The organism is Alteromonas naphthalenivorans, from assembly GCF_000213655.1.
Taxonomy (GTDB): domain Bacteria; phylum Pseudomonadota; class Gammaproteobacteria; order Enterobacterales; family Alteromonadaceae; genus Alteromonas; species Alteromonas naphthalenivorans.
The window spans coordinates 613,376-626,100 of record NC_015554.1; the positions used below are offsets into that span (position 1 = coordinate 613,376).

10 protein-coding genes are annotated in these 12,725 nt (G+C 43.2%); 7 read left to right on the forward strand and 3 right to left on the reverse strand.

Going from position 1 to position 12,725, the window contains the following annotated elements:
* Positions 1-22 precede the first annotated feature (22 nt).
* Positions 23-1,267 (reverse strand): nidogen-like domain-containing protein, encoded by a 1,245-nt coding sequence (locus AMBT_RS02605; RefSeq protein WP_013783023.1) that lies wholly within the window; start codon positions 1,265-1,267, stop codon positions 23-25.
* A gap of 323 nt (positions 1,268-1,590) precedes the next feature.
* Complete coding sequence (locus AMBT_RS02610) at positions 1,591-2,448, reverse strand: PA4780 family RIO1-like protein kinase (RefSeq protein ID WP_013783024.1); 858 nt, start codon at positions 2,446-2,448, stop codon at positions 1,591-1,593.
* Positions 2,449-2,757: 309 nt separating this feature from the next.
* Here AMBT_RS02610 and AMBT_RS02615 point away from each other — a divergent pair, with 309 nt between their 5' ends.
* From AMBT_RS02615 to AMBT_RS02640, 6 genes are all read left to right on the forward strand, one after another.
* The gene (locus AMBT_RS02615; RefSeq protein WP_013783025.1) at positions 2,758-4,005 is read left to right on the forward strand and encodes an efflux RND transporter periplasmic adaptor subunit; all 1,248 of its coding nucleotides are present in this window, start codon (positions 2,758-2,760) and stop codon (positions 4,003-4,005) included.
* A gap of 3 nt (positions 4,006-4,008) precedes the next feature.
* Positions 4,009-4,725, forward strand: coding sequence for an ABC transporter ATP-binding protein (locus AMBT_RS02620; RefSeq protein WP_013783026.1), 717 nt, complete (start codon positions 4,009-4,011; stop codon positions 4,723-4,725).
* On the forward strand, positions 4,722-7,190 hold the full coding sequence (locus tag AMBT_RS02625; protein ID WP_013783027.1) for an FtsX-like permease family protein: 2,469 nt from the start codon (positions 4,722-4,724) through the stop codon (positions 7,188-7,190). Before AMBT_RS02620 ends, AMBT_RS02625 begins: the two co-directional genes overlap by 4 nt.
* Before the next feature lie 73 nt (positions 7,191-7,263).
* A complete protein-coding gene (locus tag AMBT_RS02630) occupies positions 7,264-8,646 on the forward strand; it encodes a sigma-54-dependent transcriptional regulator (RefSeq protein WP_041452477.1) in 1,383 nt (460 codons plus the stop codon).
* Positions 8,639-9,931, forward strand: a complete 1,293-nt coding sequence (locus tag AMBT_RS02635) for a sensor histidine kinase (RefSeq protein WP_013783029.1) — start codon at positions 8,639-8,641, stop codon at positions 9,929-9,931. The genes AMBT_RS02630 and AMBT_RS02635 overlap by 8 nt, the downstream gene beginning before the upstream one ends.
* Positions 9,932-10,096: 165 nt before the next feature.
* Positions 10,097-11,215: a zinc-binding dehydrogenase gene (locus AMBT_RS02640; protein ID WP_013783030.1), complete on the forward strand. Its 1,119-nt coding sequence runs from the start codon at positions 10,097-10,099 to the stop codon at positions 11,213-11,215.
* A gap of 73 nt (positions 11,216-11,288) precedes the next feature.
* Here the strand turns inward: AMBT_RS02640 and AMBT_RS02645 are convergent, their stop codons facing one another.
* Positions 11,289-11,963 (reverse strand): nitroreductase family protein, encoded by a 675-nt coding sequence (locus AMBT_RS02645; RefSeq protein WP_013783031.1) that lies wholly within the window; start codon positions 11,961-11,963, stop codon positions 11,289-11,291.
* A 410-nt stretch (positions 11,964-12,373) separates the two neighbouring features.
* Between AMBT_RS02645 and AMBT_RS02650 the strand changes: the two genes are divergently transcribed.
* Entirely contained in the window at positions 12,374-12,715 is a 342-nt protein-coding gene (locus AMBT_RS02650; RefSeq protein WP_013783032.1) for a PBPRA1643 family SWIM/SEC-C metal-binding motif protein, read from the forward strand.
* Positions 12,716-12,725 lie beyond the last annotated feature (10 nt).

The window sequence follows — 12,725 nt, forward strand, 5'->3', positions numbered from 1 at the left end:
TTAACATTAACCGCTAGCGGATTTATTTAGTTCTTTTGCGAGCGCGGATGGCGAACAAACCAAAAGCAGAAAGTAGTACGAAAAACATTCTAGGCTCACTTACTGATGTTGGGCTAGCAACAAATTCAGTAATGGGAGTTTGTGTCATAACTACACCGCCAGTATCGACGAACGACAAACCAGTAATAAATGCCAATGCATCGTCTGGGTCAATCATGTTCGTAGTGTCTATACCCAAAATACGAAACTCAGTCACGCCGTCAGGACCAAAGAAGTACTCTTCTTCGGCTGTAAGGTTGTCAGCGAACTCCCAACCAGAAGTACCCATCAACCATAATTCGTAATCAGCATCGAAGCCACTTGGTAAAATAACTGACGCAATCTCTGGACCAGACTCCACTACATAGTCGTAACCAATCGCTACGTCAGGGTCGATAAATATAACTTCATCATCTGTAATACTAAACTCGAATTCCCAACTGCCATCTACGTCATCTGAAGGCATGAAAGGGTCAAGCTCAGTACCCGTACCGTCGCTTCCAGATTGAGAGCCCGCTAAGGTCACTTCACCGTTACGAACAGAATATGACCATATACCGTCCTCGCCAACATTTGAGTTGTTAACGAGTTCTAGAATGTCTACCGTACCGCTGCCAGGTAACGCAATAAACTCTTCGTTAGGTAGATATACTCCGGCCTCTGATTGACCGAAAACAAGAGAAGTACCATCTAGATTTAATTCGAACCCTTCGTCGCGATAAGAAAGTTCATCGTAGCGAAACTCGATATCTATATCGCCAATTTGACCTGTATCGTCAGAGCGGTCGATGATTAGTGCTTGAAAGGTATTCTGACGATTGGTTTCATCATCGCCGTTAGCAAATGCATCTAAACTCATGTCTACCCACGTAACGGCAACAACATCTTCTGACGGTGAGCCGATATAGGTATCACCACAGCTTCCGCAGTCGTAGTTTCCTCTTGCCACAAAAGGGCTTAGTGTGGCTAAGACAGGCTCTAAATTTGAAAGTTCACTGCTAAATAAATCGATATTCCCATTTTTAAATGCTCTAAAGGTGTCAAAGTTGACTCCATCAATATTGACATTAAAGGGAAGATTGAACAGTGGCGCGAACTCCGTATATGTTTGTTCTGAGCCATAGTCAGCTTGGCCGCCCATACCTGAGATGATAACGTCAGCATGAGTTTGCAAAGAGAACGCGGCAAAAGAGAGAGACGCAGCAAGGAGTGTGTTCTTGAATTTCATTAAAAATTATATCCTTATAGATAGTTTCTTATTTTTATTTATAGCGTAGCGGGGGGAGTTAGCGAAATTCATGCCATAGATTAACTGGCTGATATATATGAATTATTTTTTTATTTCGATATAGATGATGAGAATGTGTAAGTAAAGCTGACGGTGTAAGTGCCTGATTGTATTAAATTTAATCAATTTGGGTTTGATGTAGTGCAGAACATCGAAATCTATGAATTAGTGGGGTCACTGAATTAATGGGATTAGAGTACATGATATGAACTAATCTCGGGCGAAAAGTACTCCGACCCCATTTTTATTTCTTTATATATCTATCAATTATCATCATCAGAAAAATTAATACGGGCTAATCGTTCTTGCTCTTCATCTGCGGCTGCTTGTATTTCTTCAAGAATTGCGTCTACATCAGCATCTTCACTGTCATCTTCAAATTCACCAGTAAGAACAGAGTTTGGCGTTAGGTTGGCTTCTTCAAACAGTGCCCACATTTCCTTGGCGTAGTTAGTTTTCAAAAGGTCGGGAGCAAACTCGCTGTAATAACGGCGAATATTATTAACGTCGCGGGCGAACATGGCCTCGGCGTTGTTGTTGGCTGACGCATTAACTGCCTGTGGCAAATCGATAATCACAGGGCCTTTGTCGTCAACAAGAACGTTAAACTCCGACAAGTCGCCGTGAATAATACCGGCGCAAAGCATAAGCATAATATTGTGCATCATGAGTTTATGCTGGGCTATTGCTTCTTCTTTGCTAAAGCTAACATGCCCCAACTGCGGCGCTACATCGCCGTGTTCGTCCGACACAAGCTCCATAAGCAGTACGCCGTCAATACAGCAATATGTGTCTGGTACACGTACGCCAGCTTCATTTAAGCGTGACAAAGCATCAACCTCAGCGGTTTGCCAAATCTCTTCTTCTATTTGACGTCCGTAACTAGAACGTTTACCCATGGCACGTGCTTGGCGTCCGCCTCGTACTTTTCGGCCTTCTTGATACTGTGCTGCTTTTTTGAAGCTGCGTTTAACCGCATCTTTATAAACTTTTGCACAACGAACATGTTCACCACAGCGAACAACAAAAACATCGGCTTCTTTGCCGCTCATTAAGCGGCTTAGTACTTCATCAATTAAACCATCATCGACGAGGGGTTGTAGGCGTTTAGGTATCTTCACTCATTGCCTGCTAAATTGAGTTGTATTTTCATCATCTTTAGTAAAAGTACTCTGTATATTTTTTTAATTGCTCAATCAGTATACCAGTGTTGAAAACTAAGAGCAGTGAAGTCGTGGCACTTTTTGACTAAAACTATCCTGCTCTTCCTTTTTTTTACTACCTACAAATATTCGAACATTATTGTTCGATATCGAACTTGATATGGAAAGCTGTATAGAACGGGTTTTCTTAAGCGTTTGAAATGTAACTGTTTTTATGTTTGGCATGACTTTTTCATTATCAGTTGAAAAGGGAAAAGGCAGATCACCATGAAAATAGAATTATCTCGGAAAAAAAATCTTAAACATTGGTATGTAATGGGGGCGTTAGTTTTGGCAGCGCTAAGCGCTACTATAATGCTAAACACTGAAGACGTGCTAGTGGTATCTAGCGGCGACGTAGACGTGCTAAAAGTGGAGCAAGGTAATATTGATTTATTCAGTCAGGCATTTGGCGAGCTGTTTTCAGAACAAGAGCGTTTATTAACATCACAAGCAGCGGGGAAAGTGGCAGAGATTTACCTGCGACCAGGCGCGCACGTTGAACCTAGCACGGTTATATTGTCGCTGGCCAATCCTGAGTTGAACCGTACTTACCAATCTGCAGTGGGTGACTATAATGCGCAAAAAGTTCAGCTGGAATCCTTTGAGTTAGAGCAGCAGAATGAACGTTTAGACTACCAGAGTCGAATGGCCGATATTGAAGCAGCACTAGAGCGCGGGCAGCTGGAACTCAGCGTCAATAAGCAGCTTTCCGCGCGAGGTGTGTCAGCAAAACTTGAAATTCAGCGCGCTGAACTTACCGTTAAACAAGAAGCTAAAAAACTCGAGTTCGAGCGCCAAAAATACCAACACTTTCTTAAAGTACAGGCTTTCCAACTGAAACAACGTCAAATAGAGCTTGAGCAACTTAATCAGCAAGTAGCATTACTTTTAAGTCAATTAGACGACATGCAGGTTAAGGCTGGCATTTACGGTACGCTGCAAAGCTTAGATGTAGAAATAGGCGAAACGCTACCACAAGGCACTGTGCTTGGAAAAGTGGGATCGGTAGATAAACTCCTTGCTCGTTTGCGTGTGCCACAGCATCAGGCCGATCAAATTACCGTAGGGGCACCCGTTGAACTTACCACTCGAAAAGGACAGATAAGTGGTGAGGTTAACCTAATTGGCTCAGTTGTTAGTAACGGCGTGGTTATCGCTGAAGTTAAACTAACCGGTGAACTTCCCTCAGATGCCCGTCCTTTTGCGCCTGTTACTGGGCAAATATTTATGAGAACACAAATTGATGCCTTGTATGTCACCCAGCTCGCTGGATTACGTCCAATGTCTCAACTTGATCGGTTCGTGATGGTAACAGATGAGATGCACGCTGAGAAACGACGCATACAGCTAGGAGGGCTGACCAAAGGCAAGCTAATTATTCAGTCTGGTGTAGACGCAGATGAACACTTTATATCGCAAATGCAGGACGAATGGTCCGCTCACGACACAATAACAATCAGAGAAGAGGGATAAGAGATGGGAAATGAAACTGTAGTAAGCATGCAAAACATACATAAGAAATATACCGGCTCTGAAATAGAGACCCTTGCGTTACAAGGTATTTCACTTGATATACACAGTGGTGAGTTTGTTGCTATTACCGGTCCTTCTGGCTGTGGGAAATCGACATTACTTACCATTATGGGCCTGCTAGACAGTGCAAGTGAAGGGGAATATGAAATTAGTGGTATTGATACAAAGGGCCTGTCGGTAGATCAGAGAACCCAAGTGCGAAATCAGCACATAGGCTACGTGTTTCAGTCTTTTAATCTTATCGATAGCATGAGCATTTTTGAAAACGTAGCTCTTCCCTTAGCGCATAGGGGCGAGAAAACAGAAGCAATAAAAGCTGCCGTATTTGAGGCGTTAGATAAAGTAGGTATGCAGCATAAAATTAACTTTAAGCCTAATCAGCTTTCAGGTGGTCAGCAACAGCGTGTGGCCATCGCCCGAGCTCTAGTCGGTAAGCCAGATTTAATACTCGTTGATGAGCCAACTGGAAATCTTGATACTAAAAACGGTGACGCGGTCATGAAGCTATTAATGGAGCTAAATCAGCAAGGTGCCACCATAGTGATGGTAACGCATGACAGCCGTTATAGCGGCTTAGCAAACCGTCAGATTCAACTGTTAGATGGTAAAGTTGTGGGTGAGAAACAAATGCGCATTGAGCGTGAGCAGGTGGTGGTATGAAGCTGTACATCAATGCATTCAAGCAAGGTATAGCAAGAGTCTTTATATTACCTCGCTTAAGCTTACCGCTGATATCGACACTGGGTTTAACCCTTGCTGCGGTACTTACGGTGGTTGCTGTGGCGAACACTTTGCTGTTTAAACCCTTGCCCGACATAAATGAAACCGATCTTCACCACGTTGAGTTGAATCTAGAGTTTAATGAAGGTCTTGTGGTTCCTTTTTTCAGCGATATACGGCGAGTTGCTTCGGCAAAACAATATTGGGGTAAACAGTTGGACTGGGGGTATATCTCGCCCAGCAATACCAACGTTAACATTGCGAATAACGACATAAACGTCACAATGCTAAATGCTTCAACAGGCACACCCGAATTACTAGGGCTTGAATTACTCAGCGGCCAAAGTAGTACCATTGAAAACGCTGAAGAAGGAATATGGATTTCAAAAAGCTTATGGCAGTCGGTTTATGGTAGTGCATCGGATATAACGCACATGATGCTTCGTGTTGAAGGGAATGACTACCCTGTATTTGGTGTCATTAATAACTACACCAGTATTAACACAGTAAGCGTGGGCGATGATGCGCTAGGTCAAGTGTGGCGCTTTGAAGCGTTGGACGCTAGTTTGACATCGCCAGACACCATTACGCTGAATTTAGGTCCTATTACGGTGGTAAGAGGCCCCAAGAGTGCCCTGCCTCAGACCAGCGACCTAGAAAGTTGGTTTGTTGATTATGTCAATAACGACATCACTGAAGAACGTGCTCGGGATTTTTTACTCAGCAAGAAGATAGTGGGGGAAGTATCTAGCTATCGAGACGCCTTTATTGGTGACAGTGAGCAATTAGTTTTTGTACTTATCATTGCCATGGTCTGTTTGCTTATTATGGCGTGCCTTAACTTGTTAAACCTGTTTATTGCGCACTATCAAAGTCGTAATAAAGAGTTTGCTATCCAAATTTGTATGGGGGCATCTGTTGGTAAACTCCGCCGTCTTATTTTTGTAGAGAACTTGCCTATGTTCTTTATGGCGACACTACTCGGGTTGATATCTGCGGGATGGTTAATTAAGGTTTTGCCCATATTGGCAGGGGATAACTTACCTTTATTAGATCAAATTTCTATCGATATGAGCAGTGTATTACTCGCGCTTATTTTTATTGTGCTGATAAACGTTATTTTTGCCACCATTGCGTTGTTATACGTTGATAAAATGGCATTGACCGACAGCCTAAATTCAAGCGGTAAAGGTACACCTGCGCAGCAAAATCAAATCATTAGTAAAGCGCTGATGGTGATTCAACTTTCCTTAGCTTGTGTATTACTTACGGCCGCCAGTGTATCGGTTATAGATAGCTACAATAATGCATATAAAAGCCTAGGTTACAGTATGCCGAATGCCTATGAGGTTAGCTTGCAAGTGAGTGATGACACTTGGCAAGCGTCACTTGAAGAATTTGACGCCTATCAAGGCAGTGAATGGCAACTGCTGAGGCGCGATTTGACAGAACGCCTATCTGCTCTTGGTGGCGAGGTTTTCGATATTAACGCACTACCGTTAACGGCTAATGTATCTATGAGTGCTTACCCAGACCCAGATACAGGTGAATCAGTCATGATCCGTCCGTTAATGTGGGCACCAGAAATGTTGTCAGCGTTTGATATTCAATTACTCGCAGGGCGTGATCTAACTGTTGATGATATCGACCTGCCAAATGTTTTAATATCCCAGTCTTTTGCTATCGAGCGTGCAGGCGAAACTGAGTGGATGTCGATGGTGGGGCAAGAGATTAAAATGGGAGAAGACGCTGAAGATATCTACAAGGTTGTAGGTATTATAATCGATATCGAGCCTATGCCATCAGGTACACTAAATGTAGATGCCCCTGAAGTGTATTTCAGTAGCCCTACAAGAATGAGCTTCAATACACTATCAGCAGTAGTCATTATGCCCGAAGGGGAGGTGTTAACCCGAGACGACGTGGTTAATTTGCTAGTGGGGATGGACGACCGTTTAGGTGAATTAAGCGTAGTATCGATGGATGAACGCTGGGAAAATATTACTCAAGCTACACGCTTGAATATGATTGTGATTGCAGGTTTAGCTGTGTTAACACTGGTGTTGGCGATTATTGGTGTGTCGGGCTTAAGTCAAATGACAGCTGGCCAAAGAAGCTATGAACTTGCAGTGAGAATGGCAACCGGAGCGAAACAAATTCAACTTCTTCAGTTACTCATGAAAGAGTCGTTGTGGATACTGATTGTTGGTCTAAGCGTTGGTGCAATAGCCGGTGTGGTAGTGTACCAATATATTTTAGGTATGTTTGAAAGTGCGCCTTCACTTGACTGGACTGCCACAGCCATAATAAATTTTGCATTGGCACTAGCCATGTTGGTATCTGTTGCTATTCCTGGTTGGAGAGTGATTCGAAAAGATCCGATGCGTACGCTCAGAGAGTTGTAAATCTGTTTCAACGCGATTAAAGCTATAACGCCCCACGGCTAAAAAAGTCTGGGGCGCTCATCAAAGGTGTCAAATGCCAAGTACAAAAGGAATAGTGGTTGTTGTTGATGACGACGAAGATATTCGCTTCGCGCTGTCAATGCTGCTATCGAACGAAGGATATCAAGTTTTAGAGGCTAACGATCCAAAACAGTTGGCTCGCATTGTTGCGCAGCAGACTCCAAATCTCGTGCTGCTTGATATGAACTTCAGCAGAGATACCACCAGTGGTGGAGAAGGGCTTGAAGTACTTGAGCTTCTAACACAGCAAAATATAACTACTGTACTAATGACGGCATGGGGCAATATTGAGCTTGCCGTGAAAGGTATGCAGTTAGGAGCGGCTGATTTTGTTGAAAAGCCATGGAATAACCAAAAGCTGATTGAGTTGGTCGACAAGCACGTTCTTTCGTATCCTCAAGCGACCAAACAACGAGCACGTAATTCGGCTGTAAAGGCAGCTACAAAGATGAGTTCATGGGTAGCGCAATCACCCGCCATGCAAGTATTGGAATCGATGATTGAGCAAGTTGCCGATACACAAGCTAGTGTGCTTATTTTAGGAGAAAATGGCACAGGCAAGTCATTGCTTGCCGAGCGACTGCACCATTTATCAAGTCGACATTCCGCTCCTTTAGTATCGGTAAATATGGGGGCTATACCTGAAAACCTGTTTGAAAGTGAGCTGTTTGGCCATGTGAAAGGGGCTTTTACGGATGCAAAAGAGGCGCGTAAAGGGCGATTTGAACTTGCTCAAAATGGTACATTGTTTTTTGATGAGATCGGAGCGCTGCCCAGCGCAGTTCAGCCAAAGCTACTTCGAGTGCTGGAAAGTAACGAATTTGAGCCAGTGGGCTCAAGTATAACCCACAATGCAGATGTCAGAATAATAAGTGCAACAAACGCAAACCTAAATGACATGGTGGAAAGTGGTGCGTTTCGACGTGACCTTATGTTCCGCCTAAATACCTTTGTACTGTCGCTACCGCCTTTACGGGAAAGAAAAGAAGATATTGTTCTATTGGCAAAAAGTCTCATTGATAAATTTTCCGTTAAGTATAAGAAAAACAATTTAAAACTGGATGATGAGGTGGTGGAACTTTTAAATGATTATAGGTGGCCGGGAAATGTGCGTGAACTTAGTCACGTCATTGAGCGTGCTGTCATTCTATGTCGGGAAAATATCATAGCGCCATCACATATCATGTTGTCTGACAAAAAAGCGCCTGAAGATGAGATGGATGAAGGCGTTTTGCGTTCATTAGATGATGTTGAGTTTGATATGATCACTCACGCGTTAAAAAAATATCAGGGCCACGTAAGTAAGGCTGCCTCTGCATTGGGGATCTCTCGTAACGCCTTGTACCGAAGGTTGGAAAAATATCAGCTAAACAAGGAGGACTTTGAGATTGAATAATGGAAGTTATTCGGTAGAGTTCAAAGTTAAAGCCGGACTGGCGGGCTTCGTTATTGTTTTTCTGGTATTAGCGGCAGTTGTTGGACATACACTAAACTGGTCCTTGCTGGCTATCGTCACCCTTCTTTTTTTCTTGTCTTATCCACTATGTTGGGCGGCGTGGCAAGCGTGGGATTTTTGGCGCTCATCCATTATGCGGGTAAGCGCCTACGTGCAAAGCATCAACATGGGGGAATCAGGTGTAAGTTTAACGCAGCGCAGTAAGTCGGTGCTTATTGATGACTTAATCCGTGAAATTAAAATACTACAAACTTCGTACACAGCAAACACTGCCTCTACACAGATGCTCACTGTTCTATTAGCGCAGTTGTTTGAAGACATTCCCATTGCCATCGTTGTGTTCGACGATAACTTCACGTTAATTTATGCAAACAGAGAAGCCTATACCATCAATGAGATAAGTTTGCTGCAAGGCATGAATGCATCTCAGTTAGGTTTTGTTGTTAATAACGAACAAATTCAACACCCAATACTTTCAAAAAGTTGGCGGTCCCAGTCTAGTGCACTTAATTACATGCAGCAAGCGGCACATTTGTTTACTGCTGTGAATATCGACTCCGAACTTAAGCAAAGCGAGCAGGCCGTTCAGAAAAATCTCGTCAGAGTGCTTAGCCACGAGTTGCGAAATACCCTTACGCCCATGTCGTCGATGGCTGAGACCATTCTTTCTATGCAGCAATGGGACACCGAGCAGGTACGTAAAGTACTATCAAGGGTTAAAACGCGCTCTGACGGTTTGCTTAGCTTTGTTGAGCGGTTTTCTGAAGTAGCAAAAATACCCGAGCCAAATTATGAATACTTCGATTTAGCACTCCTGATTGAGCAAACCAAAGTATTGTTAGGCAGCAATGACACGCTGAATTTTGTGGGGCAAAAAAGCGGCTACGGCGATCCTCAGTTACTGGCTCAAGTACTTATTAATTTAGTTAAAAATGCCGTTGAATCCGTTGATGGAAAAGGTATCAATATAGAGATCCAATTTTATATAAAAGATACCCAGCAACACCTTATTGTGTCTGATAATGGCACTGGCTTTTCGAACATAGAGAATGCCATTACCCCACTGTTTACCACCAAAACCAATGGTGCAGGTATTGGTCTAACCTTCGTGGAATCGGTGCTGAGTAAGCATGGCGGTAAATTGAAACTATCAAACACACCCACTTGTGGAGCTAATGTCGAGTTACTATGGCCATCAAGTAGCGTAAGCAAAGTGTCTAGCTAGTCAAAACTAATAGGGTTAGAGTACTACTCGGGTAAAATATACTTTGACCCCTTTTCTATAACTCATCTGCACCTATATATATTACCAATATAAATATTACTGATGTTAACGTCATGTTAGCTTAGCTCACACGTAGATCTTGATTAACATAGCGAGACAACCAAAATGAATAAATCCAAACAGCTTTTTACGCTTATCAAATCAGAAGGCGAACTAGAGGTATCTATCAAAGAGGTAGATGTTCCAGAGCCTAAGCCACATGAAGTGATAGTTCGTATGGAAGCTTCACCTATTAATCCTTCTGATATGTGGCCCATGTTCGGCCCAGCCAGCCTTGATAAAGCCACCTTTGATGCCAGCAAAAGTGCTTTAGTTGCGCCGGTACATAAATCGATGTTGATGCGTATTAAGTCGCGCCTTGATCAAACTTTACCTATTGGGAATGAAGGCGCTGGAACGGTTGTTGGGGCAGGCGACAGCCCTGAAGCTCAGGCACTAATGGGTAAAACCGTTTCTATTCTAACTGGCGCAGCTTACACCGAATATGCATGTGTTCCAGCTCAAGCGTGTTTGCCGCACATGGAAAGCACAACGGCGCAGCAAGCCGCGTCTTCGTTTGTAAACCCGTTGACTGCATTGGGTATGGTAGAAACCATGCGTATGGAAGGCCACAAAGCCTTAGTACATACCGCAGCTGCATCTAACTTGGGCCAAATGCTAAACAAAATCTGCTTAGAAGAAGGCGTTGATTTGGTTAACATTGTGCGTAGTCAGCAACAGGTAGATATTCTTAAAGACTTAGGCGCTAAAATTGTGCTTGATTCTACTAGCGAGAATTTCAAAACAGAGCTTTTCCAAGCTATTGATAAAACAGGCGCGACGTTAGCGTTTGATGCTATTGGCGGCGGCGAGTTAGTAAGCGACATTCTTACCATGATGGAAGCGTCTGGCAGTAAAGATGCCAAAGGCTTCAACACCTATGGTTCAGACAGCAACAAGCAAGTGTATATATACGGCGGCCTAGATTTCTCTCCAACTATACTAAATCGAGCTTTCGGTATGACATGGGGAATTGGCGGCTGGTTGCTTATGCGCTTCCTAGGCAAACTAGATAAAAAGCGTGTAGGCGCACTTTATCAGAAAGTAGCCTCTGAAATTAACACTACTTTTGCGTCTTCTTACACCAAAGAATTAAGCCTTGAAGAAGCACTACAGCCTGAAAATGTAGCCTTATACAATGCTAAGAAAACCGGTGAAAAGTACTTAATCGTTCCCAATAAGTAAGTAAAAAGGGCGAAATAATGGGGGGCGGAGTCAATTGATCGTAAAAGTACTCTGACCCCATTTTTTTATTTCATCAAAGAAAGCTGGCGATGCTTTCAAGTGGCTTTTTCTGCTTGGCATGAGCTGGAATAGTGGCTTCATCTGCGGGATAGCCAGCAATAATAAGCATATAAGCCCGTTCGTTTTCTGGACGGTTGCACACTTGCGTTAAAAAGTTCATTGGCTTTGGTGTGTGCGTTAGCGTGGCCAAACCCGCATTGTGCAAGGCGGTAATCAGCATTCCAACAGCAATACCTACCGACTCATGAACGTAGTAATTCTGGCGCTTGTCTCCGCTTTCTGTTTCGCCTGACTTCTGGCTAAATACGGCAATAAGCCATGGCGCTAATTCTAAATAAGGTTTACTTGAATCGGTGCCTAACGGTTTAAGATCTTGTAGCCATTGTTCCCCAGCGCGTCCTTCATAAAATCCACGCTCATGGGCTTCGGCTTGTTCCCTTACTTTTTGCTTTACCGTGCTAGAGTTAATTGCTGCGAAATGCCAAGGCTGGTGGTTGGCGCCACTCGGCGCAGTGCCCGCCGTTAAAAGGCAGTTTTCAATAACCTTTTTGTCTACAGGCCTGTCGCTAAATTGGCGAATACTGTGCCTGCGTTGCATAGTTTGCAGAAAGTCAGCGCTGCGCGACATCATTTCATTTTCTGGGTATTCAATAAAGTCATCTAGTGGCGAGTGGTCGTGTGGTTGCATTATGTAATCTCATTTCTAGAATTAATGGGGCAAAATATATTAACTGAGCACATTAACCGAATACGTAAGATGAGTACATTAGCCAGGGCCTTTTAAACGAAGTAATCATACTTGTAAGCTTTGTTGGGAAAAGTACTCTGACCTTTTTTTCATTATAAAGGCTACGTTAATCTCAAGTAGATTGTGTGTGTGCTTTGCACTTGTAGTAGAATAGGCATAAGCAGACCATCACACTAATCTTTGTTATTTACGGTTTCTGATTCAACCTAAATCTCTGATAGGCAACGCCTGTAAGTAAAGCTTTCCCCCCTGTTTTTATATCTCTTATCCAAGACTCAGGTTGATTAGCTAATTTTTGTGACGGTTTAAAGATAATACCTACCTTCTATTTTTAATATTTGGAACACCAAATGTCAGATAAATTTTTTTTTAAAGGTCGTAAAGACGCCCGTCAAACGACCCTAACATACGGTTATGAAAGAAACGCTAGCCGCATTGCAGGCAGTAAAAAATACCCGCTAAAACTAGTGGTAACCAATGAAGCTCGAAAGCAAGAAGTAGACGCATTAGTGGCTGAAGCTGGTTTGTATGCAGATATTACCGTTGATACAAAGGAAGGCGCGGTAGAATCTATACAAGAATTAACAGTGCTGCTGAACAAAAAGGGCACTGTAACCGTAGAAAAAGTCCCTGCACGTAACGACCCGTGTATCTGCGGTAGCGGTAAAAAATATAAGAAATGCTGTGGCTAGCGCGAAACTA

Coding starts and splice junctions, on each gene's coding strand:
- AMBT_RS02605 (WP_013783023.1), bottom strand. CDS start 1,267: ATGAAATTCAAGAACACACTCCTTGCTGCGTCTCTCTCTTTTGCCGCG.
- AMBT_RS02650 (WP_013783032.1), top strand. CDS start 12,374: ATGTCAGATAAATTTTTTTTTAAAGGTCGTAAAGACGCCCGTCAAACG.
- AMBT_RS02620 (WP_013783026.1), top strand. CDS start 4,009: ATGGGAAATGAAACTGTAGTAAGCATGCAAAACATACATAAGAAATAT.
- AMBT_RS02630 (WP_041452477.1), top strand. CDS start 7,264: ATGCCAAGTACAAAAGGAATAGTGGTTGTTGTTGATGACGACGAAGAT.
- AMBT_RS02615 (WP_013783025.1), top strand. CDS start 2,758: ATGAAAATAGAATTATCTCGGAAAAAAAATCTTAAACATTGGTATGTA.
- AMBT_RS02640 (WP_013783030.1), top strand. CDS start 10,097: ATGAATAAATCCAAACAGCTTTTTACGCTTATCAAATCAGAAGGCGAA.
- AMBT_RS02625 (WP_013783027.1), top strand. CDS start 4,722: ATGAAGCTGTACATCAATGCATTCAAGCAAGGTATAGCAAGAGTCTTT.
- AMBT_RS02645 (WP_013783031.1), bottom strand. CDS start 11,963: ATGCAACCACACGACCACTCGCCACTAGATGACTTTATTGAATACCCA.